We start from the raw sequence: 19699 nt of genomic DNA, 5'->3' as shown, positions 1-19699 counted from the left end.
GCTACACTCCCACCGCTCGACGTTTCCCCACGTCAAGCCACGAAGTACTGCTGGAGTACTAGTGCCGCATCGGACAACGTTCGCCCGCTCCTCGTCCTCCGACGCCGAGGTGGCTGCGGTCAGTCGGTCAGTGATCTCTTCTGCGGTCAGCACGAGGGCAAAGCCCTTGCGTAGGACGGCGAGTTCGGGCTCTTGCCGGGACTCGTCGTCGGTGGCCGTGACGTCGGATCCGAAGACAACCTTGTAGCCGCGTTCGTATGCCTGCCGGGCCGTGGTGCCACAGCAGTAGTTGGTGAGCGTTCCCGTGACGATGACCGTGTCGCGGCCGAGGTTACGCAGCATCGTGTCGAGCGGGGTGTCGTAGAACGCCCCGTAGGAGGGCTTGCGGATCACGGCTTCGTCGGGGCGGCGGCCCATCGAGGCCCACACCTCGGCAGGGCCCGGTCGGCGCCAGTCGGTGTCGGCATGCGGGAGGAACCGTAAGGCGTGCGGCCGGTCCAGTCCGAGATGGGTGTCGTCGAAGATGGTCCAGATCACCGGGATGGAGGCGAACCGGCATTCTTCGACCAGTTGGTGCAGCCGAGGCGCCATCCGGGTGGCCGCGGGCACCCAGTAGGGACTCCAGCAGGGCCGGACAAATTCGTCTTGCATGTCGATGACCAGCAGCGCCGCTCGTTCGGGCCGTACGTCGAACGATGCCCGGCCGCGCTCGTAGGCGCTGCGTGCCCGCTCGGTGACCCATTCCTCGGTGTATGTCATCTCTCGCCTCCTGCATCGGTTCGAGGTACCTCGATTCGATGTGCGAGAGTAGCAGCATGCTCGAACTCGCGATCCTGGGATTCCTGGCCGACGGGCCGCTGCACGGCTATCAACTGCGGCATCGGATAGCGCACTTGTCCGGCCATGCCCGGCCGGTCAGCGACGGCAGCCTCTACCCGGCGATCAACCGGCTGGTCAGCGCCGGGCTGCTCGACCGGCGGACCGAACCGGGCGCCTCGGCCGCTCAGCGGCACACCCTGAGCCTGACCGACGCCGGCCACTGCGAGCTGCTGCGCCGACTGCGGGAGGCCAACGGCCTGGACATCAGCGACAGCACCCGGTATTTCACGATCCTGGCCTTCCTCTCCCACCTGCCCGACACCGCTGATCAGCACGCGGTACTGCGCCGGCGGCTGGAATTCCTGGAACAGCCCGCGAGCTTCTTCCACGACGGTGACCGCCTATTGGGCGCCGAAGACACCGACGACCCCTACCGGCGCGGCATGCTCACCATCGCCCGAGCCACCAGCCGCGCCGAAAGGTCCTGGCTCCGGGAGGTGTTGGCCTGACACCCGCCGGCAGGCACCTCGCCCGTTCCGAACCCGGACGCCTCCTCTTCCCGAGAGACCGGGCCGGTGGCAGAGCCAGTACGGGTACGCGAGATCGACAGCCATGAGGGGCAGCGGCTGCTGCGGATCATCCGCAGGGGCACCGGCTCGGTGGTGACCTGGCGGCGGGCGCAGATGGTGCTGCTGTCCGCGCGGGGCATGCCCGTGGCGAAGATCGCCGAGGTGACGTTCACCAGCGACGACCGGGTCCGCGATGTGATCCACGACTTCAACGTCGATGGCTTCGCGGCGCTCTACCCGAAGTGCAAGGGCGGACGCCCGAGGACCTTCACGCTGCCCGAGCGGCGCGAGATCAAGAAGATCGCCAAGTCCAGGCCGGCCGAGCACGGCCTGCCGTTCTCGACCTGGAGCCTGGCCAAGCCGGCCGACTTCCTGGTCGCCGAGGGGGTGGTCGACGACATCAGCCAGGAGGGCCTGCGCCTCCTGCTCCGCGAGGAGGGCGTGTCCTTTCAACGCATAAAGACCTGGAAGACCTCCCGCGACCCCGACTACGCCGCCAAGAAGGCCCGCGTCGAGCACCTGTATGCGATCGCCGACGGCGAGGTCATACCCGAGGCCGCAGCAGGCCTCGGGTGTCGCCGAGCGCCCGGCCGTACGCGACACCCCGCCCCAGCGCTGGGAGCACGCCCAGATCATCGCGGCCGGTGCCATGGGGCCGCTGCGCCGCTGCGCCGCTACGAGGAGGCCCGCGCAGCCGGATGACTCCTGGTGATCCACTGTCAGAAGCCGCGGTCGAGGCACGAGTCGGCGCGTCACTGCTCACCGAGGGATGGCTGTCGGGCGAGAAACTCCTCGAACGCCGCCTTCTGCTTCGGATCCATGAAGCCTTGGCGGACATCGCGAGCCTGCTCTTGGAGCCAGTGCGCCTCGTCGGGACCCAGGAGCTCGGCGACCACCACGCCTCCGCGAGCGACCGCCGTGCGCCCTCCCACACGACGACGAAAGAGCGTGAACGCGCCGAATTCCGCCGGGTGGGCCAGTTCCGGCTTTTCCGTTTCAGCCCGGTTCTCGTCCCCGGCATCGCGCGTCGGGTAGGCGGTGGGGGCCCAATGCTCCCAGAGCGCCAGCGTGGCCGCGGGCACCAGCACGGCGCGCTCCGCCTCTTCACGCCCCTCCCACATGAACGTGACAGTGACGGGCTCGCCGACCGCCTCGGCCAGCCCGAGCACCCTCTCCATCTCATCGTTGATCGGGTAAGCCGCCACTACATTGATCTGAATTCCCATGGCGCCCGAGGCTACTGGCCGCTTCTGACATGCCAGGCCCATTGCTCCTGCGCCTCGTCGACCACGGCGCGAAACCGGTGAGGCCACCGACTGAGCGCCTGTCCGAGGCAACACTGCGACGGAGAGCAACCGCTCCGCACGATGTGGACCAGAGCCCACGGAAAGCGACATACCCCCGGCCAACTGGGGCCATAGGCTGTTCTGTTGCTCAGCACCCGAAACCCACCGGACCGAAGGCACGTCCGTCAGGTAGCGTGCGGGCCATGTCGAGCCCCGAGTCGGACGAGGTGGGGGCTTTCGGTCACGCCGTCAGCCCCCTGCACCCCTGACCCGGCTTTCCTGCCGTCCCGCCGCCTCCCGCCGCCTCCCGCGGCCGGACGAGTGCCGGTGTGCCCGTGGGCGCTGACCGCGGTGACGAGATGAGCCGTTCTCTCCTGCCTCTCCTCACCCCGGAGCCACTCGATGCCTGCCCCGATGACTGCCCCGACGCAAGTCCCCCTGCCCGTCCCGCTGTACCTGCTCTCCGTGGCGGTCTTCGCCATGGGCACCTCCGAATTCATGCTCGCCGGCCTGCTCCCGGACATCGCCGCCGACCTCGGCGTGACCATCGGGGCGGCATCCACTCTGACCTCGGCCTTCGCGGTCGGCATGGTCGTCGGCGCCCCGCTCATGGCCGGACTGGCCCGCACCTGGCCGAGGCGCACATCCCTCCTCGGCTTCCGTCCTCGTCTTCGCCGCGGCCCACGCCGTCGGGGCGACCACCACCAGCTTCCCGGTCCTGTTCACGACCCGGCTCGTCGCAGCGCTCGCGAACGCCGGATTCCTCGCCGTCGCCCTGACGACGGCCGCCACGCTCGTCGCCCCCGACCGCAAGGGCCGCGCGCTGACGGTCCTGCTGTCGGGCACGACGCTCGCCACGATCGCGGGTGTCCCGGCAGGAGTGGTCCTCGGCACACTCCTCGACTGGCGCGCCACCTTCTGGGCCGTCGCCGCTCTGTGCCTCCCCGCGGCGCTCGGCATCCTCGAGGGGGTCCCCGCGCAGGCGGTGGAGAGGCATACGGCAGACGCCCCGGGACCCCGCCCGCACCTCCGCTCCGAGCTGGCACAGCTCAAGAGCCCCCGCCTGCTCCTCATCATGCTGCTCGGCGCCCTGGTGAACGCCGCCACCTTCGGCGCCTTCACCTTCCTCGCCCCGGTCGTGACGGACACGGCCGGACTGGACACACTGTGGATCTCCGTCGCCCTGGCGCTCTTCGGCGCCGGCTCCTTCGTCGGGGTGACGGTCGCCGGACGCCTGTCCGACCGGCGCCCCGGCCTGGTCGTCGCGGCCGGCGGCCCGCTGCTGCTCACCGGCTGGCCGGCCCTGGCCCTGCTGGCCCACGAACCGGCCGCGCTGCTCGCCCTCGTGTTCCTCCAGGGCGCCCTGTCGTTCGCGCTGGGCAGCACCCTGATCACCCGGGTCCTCTACGAGGCCGCCGACGCCCCCACCATGGCCGGCTTGTACGCCACATCCGCCCTCAACACCGGCGCCACCACCGGCCCCCTCCTGGCCGCCACCACCTTCACGACCCCGGCGGGCCCCCAGGGTCCCCTGTGGACCAGCGCCCTCCTGGTCCTGGTGGCGGTCCTGATGGCCCTCCGCTTCCGGACGGTGGTTGCAGCTGTGCCTGTGCCTGCTCAGTAGGTGTTTTTGAAGCCTGGAGTCGGTTGGAGCAGGCGGACGGCGACCAGGTCGGCTGCATTGCTGGCCACGCTTGGCTTGTGTGCTATGAACAGGCATGGCATTGAAGATCGAGCGGACCGACGCACGAACATGGCGGGATGAACATCTGAAGGAACTCTTCAGTGAGGGCTTTCCAGAGTTCATCACGGCTGACCGGCTGGTGAAGGACTACATAGGCAGGGTCGGCGAGTGGTTCGCCGATCTGAATCTCATGCTGATCAATGAGCACGACGTGCCGGTCGCATCAGGTTGGGGTGTGCCGATCCACTGGGACGGTCTGCCCGAGACACTCCCCACCGGGTATACGCAGGCCCTTGTTCGAGCCGTCGAGGGTCGCGAACAGGGGGTAGAGCCCAACACCTTGGTGATCTGCGGAGCGATTGTCACCCCGGCGCTCAAGGGACACGGGCTTGCGGGGGAAACCCTCAAAGCCCTACGTCAGACCGCGAGGGACGTCGGCTGGTCGCAGGTCATTGCGCCGGTCCGTCCGACGACGAAGGCCCAATACCCGTTGACACCGATCGAGAAGTTCATGAGGTGGCGCCGGGAGGACGGGATGGCGCTTGACCCTTGGATCCGGACCCATCAGCGCCTTGGTGCCAAGGTTCTGTCAGCAGCCCCCGCTTCGCAGACGATGACCGGCACGGTTGCCGAGTGGGAGCGCTGGACCGGCATGGCCTTCCCCGAGTCGGGTGACTATGTAATTCCGGGGGGACTGAGCCTGCTGAGGATCGACCGATCTGCCGATGAGGGCGTGTATCGGGAGCCCAACATCTGGATGCAGCACAGTTGACCGGGGCATCGCGCTTGCCCAAACGAGTCCCGGAGCAGAACACAGCCTCCGCCGCCATCGTCGGCGGCAGCGGATCACCGCACTCCCGGCAGTACCGCCGGGCCGTTCCGTCAGCCCTCACAACCCAGATCGTCCAACCGCGCGCACCTCACGGCCAGAGTTGAAAAACACCTGCTCAGGCCGTTGGAGAGGAGGAGCCGGTCCGGTGACACCCACGCACAGTCAACCGGTGACTTGCACGAACTTCCATAGAGACTCGTCCACTCAGGGCCCACGCAATGCCCGGGGAAGGCCGGTCCGCAGCCAGTCAGTTCCTCGACCGCTGCCCGGGTGCACGACTTTCCCACGAGTCGACCCACACCTGCCAAGCACTGCTCGTGATGGCCAGCACCTCCCCGCCCCGGCACTTCGAGTCACGCACCAGCATGCCGTCCTCGACCCGCGCGCACTCCACGCACTCCCCGCCGGCGCCGTTGCTGTACGACGATCTGAACCATGCCGAAGCGGGACCTGTCGGATCTGCGCTGCTCACTTCGAGTACTCCTTCACGACCGACTTGATGAGCTGGGCGGAGCGCTGAGGGCTCAGGGCCGCGGCGCGCAGGCCGTCGAAAGCCTTGGTGTACTCGCGGACGTGATGCTCGCCCTCCAGATAGACAGCGTCCGTGATGCCGTCTCGGTATACCAGGTCCGGGTCCTCCGGAGCGGGGAAGCCGAGCATGGTGAAGGAACCGGTGGCCGGGTACGTGCCCGCGTCGAAGGGAAGCACCTGCAGGGTAACGTTCGGCAACGCGGCTGAATCAAGGACTCGTTCGAGCTGCTCCCGCATCAAGGCGCGGTCGCCGATGACGTTGCGCACCGCGCCCTCGTTCACGACGAACCAGGCGTCGGGAGCGTCGGGGCGGGTCAGCATCTCCTGGCGCTCCAGCCGTACTCGAACGGCCCGATCGATGTCCTCCGGCGAGAGGTGCGCGCCCGTGGCGTGCAACTCACGGGCATACGCGGCGGTCTGCGTCAGGCCGGGGAGCAACTCGCACTGGTACTGGCGAAGTGCGGAGGCGTCCTGCTCCAGGCCGATGTAGATGTTGAACCACTCGGGCACACCGGCACCGTGCACCTGCCACCAACCGCGCGTCTTCGCCTCACGCGCCAGCGACTTGAGGAACTCGCGCAGCTCTTCGCTCGTGTCGTAGAACCGGCACAGCGCGTCGATGTCCGAGGGCTGGACCCTGCCGCTGCCCGTCTCCATACGGTTGACCTTGGAGCCGCTCCAGTCGAGCGCCTGCCCGACCTGGGCACAGGTCAGCGTGCTCTTCTCCCGGAGCTTCTTCAGCTCGATCGACAGACGCCGACGGCGTGCCGTCGGTGAACCGGCCATCCCGTTCTCCTCAACCACGTGGTGCGTAACGAGTGTTCAGTCTCGTGCCAAGAGGGCTGCTTGCCAATCACTCGGAAGTGGGAATCCCACTGTGCACATTGCATAAAGGGATGTGCCGGCGTCATTCTGGGCAACGAAGCGACACGAAGAGTGAGTGGTCGTGACGCTCCGACGGCACATCGCGACGAGCAGGAAGAACTCCGATGGGAGAGAGCCTCGTGATCCAGGAAACCCGTGCGACGCGAAAACAGTGGGACGTGGAGTTCACCTCCCACCCCGAGGAGGTGGCCATGCTGCGCCGCGTCGTGGCACTCCGCCTGGCGGCCTGGGGCCTGCCCGAGCTCGTCGACACGGCCCGACTCTGTGTCAGCGAACTCGTGTCCAATGTCCTCACGCACGTCGGCATCGGTACCCCCGGCTTGCTCGTGGTCTCCGTGAACGGTGCGGATCTGCGCATCGAGGTCCACGACCCGGACACACGAGCCCTGCCCGCCGTAGTCCTCGCGGACGCCGATGCCGAAGGCGGCCGCGGCATGACGCTGGTCGATGCCCTCGCGGACCGCTGGGGCGTTCAGCTCCACGAGCACCACAAGGTGACGTGGTGCGAGTTGGCCACGGGGGCTGCGCCACCCGGCGACTCCACGGGTCATCCGTCGGTGACCCGCGCCGAGGCGCTGTTGGACCTGTACGCGACCTTGCGGCCTCCGAAGTGCTCCTACGAATCCGGGCCCGGGAGAGTGGGCCGGATGGTGGCGGAGGAGTCCGCGATCGACGCCATCACGGACTTCCTTCGGTGGTTTCGTGCGCACGGTTGCGACGTGGAGGAGGCCTTGGACCGGGCCCAGACCCGTTACGACGCCGAACCGGACGGTGTCGGCGGCGGCTGGTCCCGGGCGTCGAGCGCCTGATGCGGGAACTCTGAGACATCCCTGTCCGCGTCCGCGCTGGCGAGTGCGGCGAGCAGAAGTGCATCGTGCACGGCCACCCGGTACCCCTGCCCTGGGAGGGGCGGTCATGCATCAGGGCGACAAGCCACTGCTCGCACCACCGCATCGACGCGACGCGATGTTGTGATCGAGGAGGAGTGCTTTGGACCTCCGCAGGACTCTGCTGCACAATTCCTCGGGACCGCAGGACCGCAGGACCGCAGGACCGCAGGACCGCACTCCGCGACCTGCGGCGACGCGGCCATGCCCGGCGCTCCGAGCGGCTGTTCCCGCGGGGCCGGCGAATTGTGCAGCAGAGTCCCGCAGTGGAGCCGGTCGACACGGAAACAAGCAGCTCCGTGCCGACCACCACTCCACGGGGCCGCGCAGGGCTGCCGCCCGTCCCCAGACCTCAGTCGGCCAGTACGTCCGCGAAGAAGCCCAGCCGAGGATCGTCCGGGGTACCGACGAGCAGTGCACGGTCGAGCAGGATGTTGTTGTGCTCGCAGCTCGTCTCGGGGAGCATCACGCAGGCATGGCAGGCGGCGAGGTTCGTCCCGCCGGTGCCCGAGGCCTCGGTCTCCACGCAGAGTGGGTCGGAGGAGCACCACTCTGCGCGGCGGACGGCCGAACGCACCGTGCGGTCGAGGTGCTCCGGTTCGCCCTGTGCGACGAGACCGCCGAGGCTGCCCGCCGAGTCGCTCGTCGCCGTGTAGACGAGCACCCCCGCCATGTCGTCGGCGGCGTACAGGCGCTCGCGAAGGGAAGCGGCGGGGTAGCCGGCCTCCAGGCTCCACTCGTTGATGAGGACGTGGGCCAGGGTGTGCAGCAGCACCATGCGAGGGGTGGCAGGGGAGGGTACGGCCTGGCTCGGGTCGTCGGCCCGTTCCTCCAGAACTCGCTGGTGAGCGATGCGTATCCGCTCGACACGGGCTGCCACCGCCGTTGCCTTCTCCCATGCGCCCAGCCGGTCCTCGTCCAGGCGGAGGAAGACTCCCTCTCCACGGACTTCCATGGCAGGAAGCCAGCGCAGAGGGCTGTTGGAGAGCGGCATCTCCTTCGTATCGGTTGTGGATTCTGCGTCGACGAGTCGGGTGAACGCCTTCAGGGCGCGCACCTCGCGGAGTTTCTTGACCAGCATCGGGCCGGTGACACCGAGCGGTCCGAGCACGCTTTGGTCGCCCAGCGGGGTCTCACAGACGAACTGCTCGTCGCGGGAGTGCTCGCTCTCGTCGTTGCCGGAGCGGAGGCGTTCGTACTCCTTGTTGCGCAGGGCGCGGTAGCGGTGGTCGAAAGTGGGGGTTGCCCCGCCATCGGGGTCTTCCTCGCGTTCCGCGTCGAGGAGCGTCATCACCTCATCCAGGGAGATGGGCCACGCCTCGTCGAAAATGGCATCGAGGTAGACAGCGACGGCCGCGCGGTCGTCGTACTTCCTGAGTTTCTCCCAGTGGCCCGCGAGAGGATCCGCGCGGCCGTTACTCCAGGGTGGGATGGAGAGCGCCGATTTCAGCACCGGCTGCCACACCGACGAAGAACCGCGCTGGAGCGTGCGCAGGGGGATTCCGCACTCCTGGGTGGGAGCGGACGTGCCCAGCCACGGACGAGGGCCTCGGCACTTGAGGCCCAGATCCTTGAGCGCGTTCCTGCGGAAAGAACCTTCCATGGAGACCTCGGGCGCCTGCCCACAGGTACAGGAGACGAGAATCGAACGGAGCGAGGACGTACGACCGGACGAGCGCAGTGTGAGCTTCCCCCCGCACCGTCCAGCCGTCGTGGCACCGCGGTCGGGAGAGCGATGCACCCACTGCCAGTAGGGGAACTCGCCGAGGTGTCCGGCCTCGCACGCGACAACGAAACGGGAGGGGACGAGGTCCACCTCGCACGTGCCGCAGACACTTCGACCGGCGGGCGGGTTGAAGTGGCGATGGTGCTGCAGTTCGGTGCACTCGGGACACGAGTGCATCAGGGGGAAGCGGCGGACCCGGAGGCCGTCCTTGCTGGTGTCGTCGGATGCCGGCGGCAGCCGGAAGTAGTCGACATCGAGCAGTCGGGCCAGACGCCGTTCGTAGATCCGCGGGGACTCGTCGGCGTTCCAGCTCTGGTCGGCCTCGTCGAGACCCGAGACGATGAAGGACTCGTGGTCGACGGCGATGAGCGACCCGACGCCGTACGTGGTGATCGCCTGGGCACGGCGGACCGCACCGCGTCGTGGAAGGTTGTGGGCGGGCGTGGTGCCTTTCGCTCCGGTCCGACGGCGGCGGGCAGGGGGCGGGGTCATCGGGTTCCCTCCATGAACAGGGCGGACTCGGCGTCGACGTCGCGCAGGCTCCACAGCGTGGACCACGCCTCGGCCTCGGATTCGTCGTCGTACGCCTTCAGGAGCGAAGGGGCGCGATTGCCCCGTTTCGGCTCGAAGAGCAGGCCACTGTGGTTGCTGGCCTCCTTGCACCACCACTCGACGAACCCATCGAAGCCGTGGGACACGGCGTCGGTCTCCTCGGGGGCGACTGCGCGGACGCGAGCCAGCAGCAAGGGCTTGATGTGGTCCCGGAGGATGTCCTCGTAGGACTCGACCCTGCCGGCAGCCTCGTTGGGTCGCGCGGCCGGGATCATGATGCGGGCGAGGGCGACGATCACCGCGTGCAGACCACGTTCGCGGGCGCGGGCCGAGAATGGTGTCACGGAGGTGGATTCGACCTCACGGTAGAGAGCTGAGTGGAAGTGCTGGAAGCTCTCGTAATGGGATCGATCCCGGGCACGCGACGAGTTGAGCATGACCGCGACCAGGCCAGGGTGCGCGCGGCCGACCCGGCTCGTCGCCTGGATGTACTCGGCGGTCGTCTGGGGCTGGCCCATCACGGCCATCAGCCCGAGCCGGTCCACGTCCACGCCCACGGCGATCATGTTGGTGGCGAGCAGGACGTCCACGGTGTCCTCGTCGGGGAGTCTCTTCTCAATGCCCTTCAGACGAGTGGGGATCTCACTGGCGTCGATCCGGCTCGTCAGTTCCGAGTAGTTGGCGACCGAGCGCACTGCCACGCCCTCACGCTCGGCGAGCAGTTCCAGGTAGGCCACCACGTCGTCGTGCACCTGGAGTTCGGCCGCGGAGAGGAGGCGCAGACTGTTGAAATAGCCGACGAGACTCCAGTACGCGTCACGTACCTCGTCCTTGGTCTTCGCCTGCTTGGCCCGGTGCAGCAACGTGGCGTACGTGCGGATGAGCAGGGTGGACTGGCTGGTGCCGGGGGCCAGCAGACCGACGTAGCGGCGGCTCGCCTTCTCCTCGCGGGGTGTCTCCACGGCGAACCACGAGTCGCGGGAGTCCAGACCGGCGGGTGGGAACTGCCGTACTTCGCGGGCGAAGAGGTGGCGGCCCTGATCGGTGGCACGACGGATGGTCGCCGTGGAGGCGATCACTTTGGGACGGTCGGCCAGCGCGTCCACGGCGGTCTCGTAGAGGCCGGTGAGGGTTCCCAACGGACCCGAGATCAGATGGAGCTCGTCCTGGACGATCAGTTCCGGGGGAGGGGTGCCGTCGTCCGGGTCGTCGAGATTGAAGAGTGCCGAGGTCGCCGGACGCCATGGCATGGAGGCGAACTTGTCGACGGTGGCGATCACCAGCGTCGGTCGCGCGTCGTACACCGCCTCGTCGATCAGGTGGACGGGGAGACCGTTGGCGAAGTCGCAGTCCGAGCCCGGGCAGCGAACGTGCATCCGTTTGGCGTCCTCGTCGACCTCGTAGTTCCGGGCGTCGAGACGGGTCCCGCACCAGGGGCAGGCGTGCAACTGGACGGGGTTCTCGGTGGCGAGCCGCTTGTCGAGGTTCGCGCGCAGTTCCTCGAGCTTGTCGCCGGCCTTGGCCAGCGTGTTGGGGGTGGCGGAGCGCCCCACCCACATGCCGACCGAGAACGCCTCATGGCCCAGCTCGGGAGTGTGGCGCCGCATATGCTCCATGGCACAGAGCAGGATCGCCGCACGCTCGAACTGCTGAAGGGTGAGCAGCCGCAGCGTGTAGCGCATGAGGACGGTGACACCGCCGCCGTCCGTGCCCTTGCGGATGCGGCGCAGGAAGGACGTGAGGGCGATCAGCCCGAGGTAGGCCTCCGTCTTGCCACCACCGGTGGGGAACCACAGAAGGTCGGACACCTGCCGGTCGGGGTGCTTGCGGTCGTCGATGCCCGCCAGACACAGCAGCACGAACGCGATCTGGAAGGGACGCCAGTGGCCGGAGGCCGGCTCAGGGGCTCCGACGCGTCCGCTCTTCACCCAGACGCTGCGGGCTCGCTGGTCCGCCATGGCGCGGTTGGCCAACCGAAACGCCTTCATCAGATCAGGCTTGGTCCGCAGCAACCCGATGCCTTCGCGGATCCGGTCGAGTGCCTCGCGACAGGCCTTCACCTGATCCCGCGCGGGGTTCTCGTGAGTGCCGCCCGTCAGGGCGTTCGCCTCTGCCGATTTTCGATCGATCCAGCGTTCGTAACCGGTGGCGAGTCCTTCCAGGGCGGCCAGGACCTCGGCGTCGGGCTTTTCGGCCAGCCCCAGCATGGACAGCGTCGAACTGTCGATCTCCGGGTTGGAGTCGGTGAGCAGTACTTCCACGCTGGGCACGAACTCGCTGCGCACCTCAGCGACGGCGGCTCGGACAGTGTCGGTCATGCCGATCGGCGGCGGAGCCCAGTCCCACGAGGCGGCACAGCCGTGCCCGATGGCGAAGGTCGGGGCGTGACGGTGCAGCAGCCGACTCGTGGTGATCTCCGGGTCGTGGGCGGCGGCCGGGGCGGGCCGCTCGACGAACGTGGTGGATCCGTCGGCGGACCGGACCGTCAGGCCGCACTGGAACAGGGAGAAGGCGTCCTGGAGGTCCCGTTCGCCGACCTTCTGGGTGTTGATCAGCGTGACGGTGATCGTGACCGTGCCGGTGGTCCGGTCGGGGCGTCGGACGATGACGTGCAACGCGACCTTGCCGGGGACGAGTTCGATCGGCTCGGCCGGGGCAGGTGCGGTTACGTCGATGGGCTGGTCCGGGAGCCGCAGTTCCCTGCGCCGCCACTGTTCCCGCTGTTCTGCGGTGGTGCGGGCCTCGGCACGGCGGGCCGGGACGAGGTTGCCCTCGGCGTCGGTGGGCTCGTAGAGCGCCGCACTGGCCGAGACCACGATCGTGTCGTTTATGGCCGGGTCGACCGCGAAGGTCAGTCCCATGGACGAGGGACGCCTGTCCCCGGAGGCGCCGACCTCCTGCGCGATGCCGGACTCCTCGGAGTCTTCTTTGGGAAGCAGGGGTGCGACGTCCAGGCCGTTCTGTTCGGCCACGGTCTCCTCCTTCCGCTCCTTCGAGGCACGCGGGTACAGCACGCCGGCCAGATAGCGGTCGATCGGCGCATCCTGAGCAAGGACCTCGTTCCGGTCGTCCGGCACGGCGTCCTCGGCGGGGCCGAAGAGTTCACGGCGTAGCCCCACGAGAAGCTCCTCGTCCCGGACCCGATAGTGCTCGGCGTGCCGGCCTGCCACGTGCGTCATGCGCGCTGCTCCTCGTCCTTGTCGGCGCTCTTGTCGGCCCTGCGGTACTTCCCGATGCCGGTGATGCGCGGCGCGATCCACATGCCCCGGTCACCCAGCCCGGCGTTGGAGCCGGCGGCGACGCTTCCCGTCACGGTCTCCAGGGTGTCGACCCGCAGCTCGTGGATTTCGTCGGGCCACCAGGGAACCCAGGTCCGGTTCACCTTCTGCACCTGGAACAGTCCCTCGCGGAACCGCTCCGACGCCTCGCCGATCTCCCGACCGTTGTGCACCAATGCGTACGGTGGGCTCTGGTAATCGCCCATCGGCAGGTCGTGGCGCCTGCGCAGCACCACCTCCTGCCCGGGCCCTACCTGCTCCAGGAGGTACGCCTGGGTCGCCACGGCGTCGGTGCCGTGGCCGGGTGGATCGTTCCGGCAGACGTCGCCCACCTCGGCCACGATTCCGTACCTGTCGTACGACCTCCACCCGCCGACGTACCGGCGACCGTTCTTCCGGCCGACCGCCCGCTTGAGGATCGGCAGATCCGGACTCGGCGCGTGGTACAGGTCCTGTCGGGCGCGGGTCATCGCCACGTACAGGGCACGGGCCTCTGCCGGCAGGTCCAGATCGTCCTTGTACTGCTTGCGTAGTTCGCCCACGGTGGGCGGGGTCAGGACGATCACCCGGTCGAACTCGAGGCCCTTCGCCCGATGCACGGTGGACACCACGACGCGGGCCGTCTCCGGATCGGCCAGCTCGTCCGGGAAACGGCCGTCGGCGACCAGGCGCCGGAGCCTGTCCAGATCGACGACGGTACGACCCGGGCCGCGTGCGGCCCGGCGCAGCACGGGCCACAGGACTCCGGGGTCCGCTTCGTACGGCAGCGGGACGGAGGCGAGGAGGGACCGGAAGCGTTCCTCGGTGAGAGTGGTGGCCTCGGTCCGGCGCAGCACCTCGGCCACCCAGTACGGAACCGGACGCTCCTCCAGTGGTCGGCGCAGGTGGTGGTCGACCCCATGCTCGTGCAGGAGCCGGGAGACGACCAGGGCCTGCCGGTTGTCACGGGTGAGGATCGCGCATGTGTCGAGTGACGTGCGCAGTCCGTCCAGGACGAACGGCTCGTCCAGGGCGCCCATGCCGTTGACCGGTTCGAGAAGCAGATCGCGCAACTCGTCGTAGAGCGTCGACGCCTCGTCGGCGTCGGTGACCTGCTGGAGAAGCGGACCGTGGGGGAGCGCGACCGAGGCCTCCGGGGTGGTGGCGCGGAAGTTCTCCGTGAGGTGAAGCTCCACCAGGTCGTCGGAGAACGAGACACGGAGCCAGTCGAAGAACTGGTTCGTCTCGTGGGCACGCTCGGCCGGATCCTCGATCTGGAAGCCGTAGACGAACTGCGCGGCGTCGCCGACCACGGTGAAGCCGCAGCTCTCCTGGTAGCGGTCGAGCAGCGTTTCCACCAGGCGACGGCGGTCGCCCACCAGGTCCTGCACCTCGTCGATCACCACATGGGCGGGAGGAACTGCGTCGCCGGACTCCAGGGCACCCTTGGCGACCGCGTCCTCGGCGGCCCGGATCCGATCGTCGAAGCCGGTCGCCGCCCAGTCGTGGTCCGGATACGCCTGGACCAGCACGCTGTAGGCCCACGCGTCGAAGGTCTGTGCCCGGACCCTGCGGGCCCGCTCCCCGTGCCGGGAGATCCGCTCGCGCAACTCGCGGGCGGCGGCCCGTGAATAGGTCAGTACCAGGATCTCAGCGGCCTCCAGTGCCTCCTCGGGGTTCTCGTGCCCGCACAGCGCGTCGAGCCGACGCACCAGGGTGTGCGTCTTGCCCGCTCCCGCTCCGGCGGTGACCAGGACACGGGCGTCCCAGGGCTGCTCGACCACGGCCCGCTGCTCGTCGGTGAGCGGAGGGCTGTCGAGGTAGGCGTCGGTCACTTACGGCTCCAGAGGTGCTCGAACTGGGTGAAGGCCAGCCGGGTGTCGAAGTTCGCGATGTTGTCGCTGACGTTGAGGATCAGGCAGGTGTCCTTGCCACCGTTGCGCGGACCACGCAGACCACGACCGATCATCTGCTGGTAGACGTTGGTGCTGTACACGGGCCGCGCCACGACCACGGCGCGGGTGGCGGGGGCGTCGAACCCCTGGGTGAGGACGCCGTAGTTGGTGAGGACGCGGAGCCGTCCCGTACGGAATTCTTCGATCCGTCGGCGCCGGTCCGTCGCGCTGGTCGTCGCGTCCACGGCGGCGGCTCGGACACCGCGGTCGTTGAGCAGGGCCGCCAGGTACTTGGCGTGGTCCACGGATGTGGCGAAGACCAGGGTCGGCCAGTTCTCGGGGAGCGAGGTGATCTCGTCGACGATGCGCCGGCTGCGCGCGTGGTCGTCGGCGAGTCGTTGCTCGGCCGAGCGGGAGAGCGTCGCCATGCGGTCGGCATGCGCCTTCTCGTCCCGGGTCAGCTCGATGCGACCACCTTCCAGCTGGCGGTGCTCGACCTGCGCGAGCATGCCCCACGTCTGAAGATCCCGATACGGCTCACCGGACGGAAAGACTCCCTCGTCGAGTCGGCGGTTCCCGAAACGGTTGGCCAGACGTCGCGTCTCCTCCTCATTGCTGTTGCGGTACGGAGTGGCGGTGAGGCCGATCAGATGACGCTCCGTCCGGTACTGGGTCAGCCCCAACTGCTCCAGAATCCAGGTGTATCGCTTGGGGACGGCGAAGTGTGCCTCGTCCACGATCACCAGCGCGGCCTGACGCAGCCAGGCGTACTGCTCGGTGTCGAGGCACCGTTCCAGCTTGGCGTCGGTCGCCACCACCAGGTGCGGTTGACCGACAACTTCCCCCACCTCGTTGGTGCTCCACAACCGACTGATGGTGAGCGGGCGTTCGGCGCCGACCTTGTTCCAGACGAACTTCCAGCTCTGCACCGCCTGCTCGCACAACTCCTCGGTCTGCGCGATCCACAGGATCGGCCCCTTCAGGTCACCGACCCGCTTGACCCAGCGGATGACGGCCTCGGAGGCGACCCGGGTCTTGCCCGCGCCGGTCGGGAGTGACAACATGCCGCGCTGCGGGGCCAGTCGGTCGAGCAGGGCGGAAATGTTGCGGACCAACTCCTCCTGGTAGTCGTGGAGACGAGGGAAGTCCCGAGGGCCGTCGACGGTCTCGAACGCGGGCGGGGCCGGTGTGCTGGCTCCGGCGAAGCTCATCGGGAGTCGAAGCTCGCTCACAAAGGCGACCGCGTTGGACGAACCGCGGTAACCGACAGGTGCGTTGGGGAACCGGGCCTGGATGTCACGGACATGCTGCTGGAGGACTCCGTCCCCGTGCGCGTTGAACGCCATCTGCGCGATCCGGTGCCCGGACGGCTCGGCGCCGTCGGTCTCCTGCAGCTCGGCGTCCATGAGTCCATCGGGCAGTCCGGCCCGAAGTGCCTCCGCACCGATCAGCAGCTCGATCTTGGAGACCACGTCCTCGGCGTTGCGCACGGCCTTCAGGGCGGCCTTCGTCGCGCTGTCCCGTGCCATGCGCTCCTGGTGTTCCAGCACAGCCCGGCAGCCGGCCGCTCCTAGCCCGAGTTCCAGTTCACGGTCGATCAGACGCAGCATCGACTCGGCACCGAGAGGGACACGGACCTTGATCGTGCTGCCCTGACGCACGGCGTCCAGAGGGGTGGACCGAGCGCCGGACGGGGTGCGGGTCACCTCGTCGAGCTCGGTGCACCGCTGCACCATGCTGTTCCGATCGGTGCTGGTCAGCCGCTGGCGCAGCGCGGGGTACAACTCCACCAGGGGCACAGGGTCGCCGTCGGGGACCTCGCGGGTCTCCAGGCTGATCACGTCCGAGTAGCGGAGCATGCCCCACTTGTCGGCCATCAACTCGGCGTCCTGCGGAGTCGCCACGAGCAGCGTGGGAAGCTGTTCGGCACGCAGGACCCGGTACTCGGCGGCACCGACCGCGACGGTGATCTCGCCGTCGGGACGGGTCCCCCAGGTGTCACCGATCCGGCAACGGGTCAGCGAGTCCTCGGGGAAGTCCGCACCGAACCGGGTCAGCATCACGTAGGTGGCGCCGACGAAGGTGTCGTCCTCACTCCGGGACACCTCGGCGAGAAGGGTGTCCCAACGGTCCGACGGGACCTCGTCGATGGTGGTCGGCAGACGCAGCTTGCGGGCCTTCTCCGGGGAGATGTCGGCAACCGGCAACACGTCACGGTAAGCGGACAGCTGTGGTCCGACGGCATCCATCAGAGGCTTGATTCCCTGGGAGGTCGCGACACTTCCGTACTTCCTGAGCATCCACCGGATCGGCGAGATCACGGCCTGCCGGGTGCTCGCCTGCGCACCGATCTGACGCGTCCAGTTGTCCACCACCGCGTCGTCCGGCAGTGCCTTCAGGAAGGCCGTGCGGGACTCCTTCGACAGCGCCCGGAAGAGGTGCAGCGGGCCACCGATCGCGGAGCCCTCCACCCTCATCCGGGCGAGGGACGGGCGGGGGGCACGCTCGTCCAGACTCCGCAAATATGCGGAGTGGACCGCTTCGCGGTACTCCTCGAACCAGGCCTCGTCCTTCGGCTGTGTAGCCGCCGAGGGCCGCTCCCGCAGACCGATCTCGGGGAAGAAGGATAGGTCGTCGGAGTGGAATCGCTTGTCGACGGCGATGCTCGGGTCACGCCGCTCGTCGACCACCATGCCCGGCAGCATGCAGTCACGTACCGGCCGGAACCTCCCGTCGGCGGTCCTGACGTGCAGTGTCTCGCGCGGAGCAGGCACCCGCTCCAGCACCTTGTGCGACAGTCGACGCCCGCCGGCCTGACGGAACAGTTCCCAGAACCGCTCCCACTCGGCGGCCCGGTAACCCTCGAAGCCTTGATCGAGAACGCTGACGAACCGACCCTCGACATCCGCCTCCCGGATTCCGAGGACGTTCAACGCGTGGGCAAGGGACGGGTCCTGTGCGATCTCGCCGACCACATACACCAGGGACTCGCGCAGCCCACCCTCGTCGGCGCGACGGAACACCCTGCCGTGCACAGGGGCGACGAAGCCATGCTCCTCCGTGAGTACGATCCGAGCCCTGCGGGCCTCCTCGGCGTGCGGGGAGCGCGTCTCGACCATGTCCGCGAGAATGCGGATCGAGGCTGCCGACGCCTCGGCGGTGCCGCACTCGACGAGTGCCTCCAACCACTCGCGGACATCGGTCCGCCCGTGTCCGGCCGCGCCCAGGATGTGCTCGACCTTGCCGGAGCGCAGGGAGTCGGCCTCGACGCTGGGGTGCAGCCAGTTCGCGGGGCGGCCGGGGCACTCGTGCCACATCCGCAGCCAACCAGTGAGGCGCTTCTGCTCCTTGTCGAGACGAGGGTGGACACGGAGCTCGGTCGGCACGCGCAGCACCCCCTCCTGGTCGGGCAGTGACGGACGGACCGCGGCCTGTGTCCAGATCTCCCGGGTCAGGAACTCGTCCGCCCAACTGATGGCTTCCTTCACGCGGCCAGGGAGCAGGGGAAGGTAGGCGGCGGGATCGGCGGCGGGGGCCAGTCCGGGAAGAGAGTTGATCACCAGCGCGGCCGACACCTTGATCATCTCTTCGTTGAAGGGCGAGGAGTCGAGCAGGTTCTGCCGGTCCTCGTTGGTCTTCCAGGCACCGTTGAGGATCCCGCTCAGTGACATTTCGTACTTGGTTGGGAAGAAGGACCAGAAGCGCCCCCGGCCACGGGACCTCGGGCTCACGTACAGTCCGTTCTCCGTGTCCTTCTCCAGCGCGGGGACGGCCCAGGCGAGGTCGAGGGTGAGACGGTCGTGCAGTTCACCGGCATCGGCCCGTGCCGTCGGCCCAGGTTCGTGGGTCACGGAGAAGACGCGCCATCGGCTGGTCGCGGTGGGCCTGCCCGTCCGCTCCTCGATCATGGTGTGCAGGTCGCTCGTCCGCTCGGTGGTCAACACTCGGCGGGCGATCGGCCGATGCTGTCGGTCCTCGAGGACGACCTTGGCCACGTGGGGGGAGAGGAGTTGGAAGCCGAGCGGAAACTCCTCGCGGGGGGAGCTGGCGCTTGCCCGCCCGCCGTGCATGTCCTGGGCCAGCCTGTCGGCGGCGCCGTCGAGCAGCGGCAGCCGGACGACGGTGGTGGCCCAACCGAGCAACTCGTTGAGAACGGGATCCTGAGCCCGTTCCACGGCCATGTCGAGAGGGCGCGCCATACGCAATACCGGTGCCTCGAACCTGGTTCCCAGGCGCTCCTCCACGCCGGGCACCGACCGGATCCTTTCGTGCGCCCAGTCGCGATCGAAGCCGAAGGAGCCGGTGCGGCTGAAGAACTGTGGAGCGTTGGTGACGACAAGAACCGATTTCACGCCCACGCCGAAGCGCCCAATCTGACCGCCGCGTTTGCGTGACATACTCATTCGGAGAATTGTTTCCGCGCCTTCCGGAGTCACCGGGGCACCCTCGTTGGCGCAGTAGAGGTGCGTCTCGGTGAGGACGACGTGGACGGTTCCCCCGGGCTCTCCGGCGATTTCGTCGGCGGCGTTCTGTACGAGCTCGAAGAGTTGGCGGTCGCCGTATCCGCCCTGGGTGATCCGTCGTTCACTATTGGCGTGCTCAGGAATGAGGCCGGGGTCGACCTCGTAAGTCTGCAATACGCGAGCGGACTGTTCGAGAACGGTACGAATGACGGGAAAGGTGGTGGATGGCGACACTTTTCCTGAGACTCCTGAAGTCGATGGCGAGGCGAAGAGGGTGTGGCGAGCCGGCAGCGCAGCAACGAGAATTCGGGCC

The 19699-nt window shown here is 68.3% G+C and carries 11 protein-coding genes and 2 pseudogenes; 5 read left to right on the top strand and 8 right to left on the bottom strand.

The genetic code is table 11. The features are described from left to right. On the bottom strand, positions 1-759 hold a 759-nt coding region (locus ACFPZI_RS29870), incomplete at its 3' end, for a cysteine hydrolase family protein (RefSeq protein WP_381369485.1). Positions 760-815: 56 nt separating this feature from the next. On the opposite strand from ACFPZI_RS29870, the gene ACFPZI_RS29865 reads away from it, so the two are divergent. After that, positions 816-1328 carry a PadR family transcriptional regulator gene (locus ACFPZI_RS29865; RefSeq protein ID WP_381369482.1) on the top strand — a complete coding sequence of 171 codons (513 nt, stop codon included), beginning with the start codon at positions 816-818 and terminating at the stop codon, positions 1326-1328. Positions 1329-1394: 66 nt separating this feature from the next. Continuing rightward, a pseudogene (locus ACFPZI_RS29860) lies at positions 1395-1943 on the top strand (helix-turn-helix domain-containing protein); the annotation flags it as partial. A 197-nt stretch (positions 1944-2140) separates the two neighbouring features. On the opposite strand, the gene ACFPZI_RS29855 reads toward ACFPZI_RS29860, so the two are convergent. After that, the gene (locus ACFPZI_RS29855; RefSeq protein WP_381369479.1) at positions 2141-2614 is read right to left on the bottom strand and encodes a hypothetical protein; all 474 of its coding nucleotides are present in this window, start codon (positions 2612-2614) and stop codon (positions 2141-2143) included. Between the two features lie 498 nt (positions 2615-3112). On the opposite strand from ACFPZI_RS29855, the pseudogene ACFPZI_RS29850 reads away from it, so the two are divergent. Together ACFPZI_RS29850 and ACFPZI_RS29845 are read left to right on the top strand one after the other, a co-directional pair. Beyond that, positions 3113-4298 (top strand): annotated as a pseudogene (locus ACFPZI_RS29850) (Cmx/CmrA family chloramphenicol efflux MFS transporter). 94 nt (positions 4299-4392) lie between these two features. Further along, complete coding sequence (locus tag ACFPZI_RS29845; RefSeq protein ID WP_381369476.1) at positions 4393-5130, top strand: hypothetical protein; 738 nt, start codon at positions 4393-4395, stop codon at positions 5128-5130. 307 nt (positions 5131-5437) lie between these two features. On the opposite strand, the gene ACFPZI_RS29840 is transcribed toward ACFPZI_RS29845, so the two are convergent. Together ACFPZI_RS29840 and ACFPZI_RS29835 are read right to left on the bottom strand one after the other, a co-directional pair. Beyond that, on the bottom strand, positions 5438-5662 hold the full coding sequence (locus tag ACFPZI_RS29840; protein ID WP_381369474.1) for a DUF397 domain-containing protein: 225 nt from the start codon (positions 5660-5662) through the stop codon (positions 5438-5440). Continuing rightward, positions 5659-6507, bottom strand: a complete 849-nt coding sequence (locus ACFPZI_RS29835) for a helix-turn-helix domain-containing protein (RefSeq protein ID WP_381369471.1) — start codon at positions 6505-6507, stop codon at positions 5659-5661. Before ACFPZI_RS29835 ends, ACFPZI_RS29840 begins: the two co-directional genes overlap by 4 nt. A 203-nt stretch (positions 6508-6710) precedes the next feature. Here ACFPZI_RS29835 and ACFPZI_RS29830 point away from each other — a divergent pair, with 203 nt between their 5' ends. After that, positions 6711-7415, top strand: a complete 705-nt coding sequence (locus ACFPZI_RS29830) for an ATP-binding protein (protein WP_381369468.1) — start codon at positions 6711-6713, stop codon at positions 7413-7415. Between the two features lie 430 nt (positions 7416-7845). Here ACFPZI_RS29830 and drmB read toward each other — a convergent pair whose 3' ends face one another. Genes drmB through ACFPZI_RS29810 form a run of 4 tightly spaced genes read right to left on the bottom strand, consistent with a single transcriptional unit; the run spans position 7846 to position 19560 of the window. Continuing rightward, positions 7846-9711, bottom strand: a complete 1866-nt coding sequence (gene drmB, locus ACFPZI_RS29825; RefSeq protein ID WP_381369465.1) for a DrmB family protein — start codon at positions 9709-9711, stop codon at positions 7846-7848. Then, positions 9708-12950, bottom strand: coding sequence for a helicase-related protein (locus ACFPZI_RS29820; RefSeq protein ID WP_381369462.1), 3243 nt, complete (start codon positions 12948-12950; stop codon positions 9708-9710). Before ACFPZI_RS29820 ends, drmB begins: the two co-directional genes overlap by 4 nt. Beyond that, the gene (locus ACFPZI_RS29815; RefSeq protein WP_381369459.1) at positions 12947-14863 is read right to left on the bottom strand and encodes a UvrD-helicase domain-containing protein; all 1917 of its coding nucleotides are present in this window, start codon (positions 14861-14863) and stop codon (positions 12947-12949) included. The genes ACFPZI_RS29820 and ACFPZI_RS29815 overlap by 4 nt, the downstream gene beginning before the upstream one ends. Next, complete coding sequence (locus ACFPZI_RS29810) at positions 14860-19560, bottom strand: DEAD/DEAH box helicase (protein ID WP_381369456.1); 4701 nt, start codon at positions 19558-19560, stop codon at positions 14860-14862. Before ACFPZI_RS29810 ends, ACFPZI_RS29815 begins: the two co-directional genes overlap by 4 nt. Between the last annotated feature and the right edge of the window lie 139 nt (positions 19561-19699).

This window comes from Streptomyces chlorus (genome assembly GCF_042655885.1).
Lineage (GTDB): Bacteria > Actinomycetota > Actinomycetes > Streptomycetales > Streptomycetaceae > Streptomyces > Streptomyces chlorus.
Note: the sequence above shows the minus strand (reverse complement) of the source record. Positions and strands in the feature narration are given on the sequence as shown.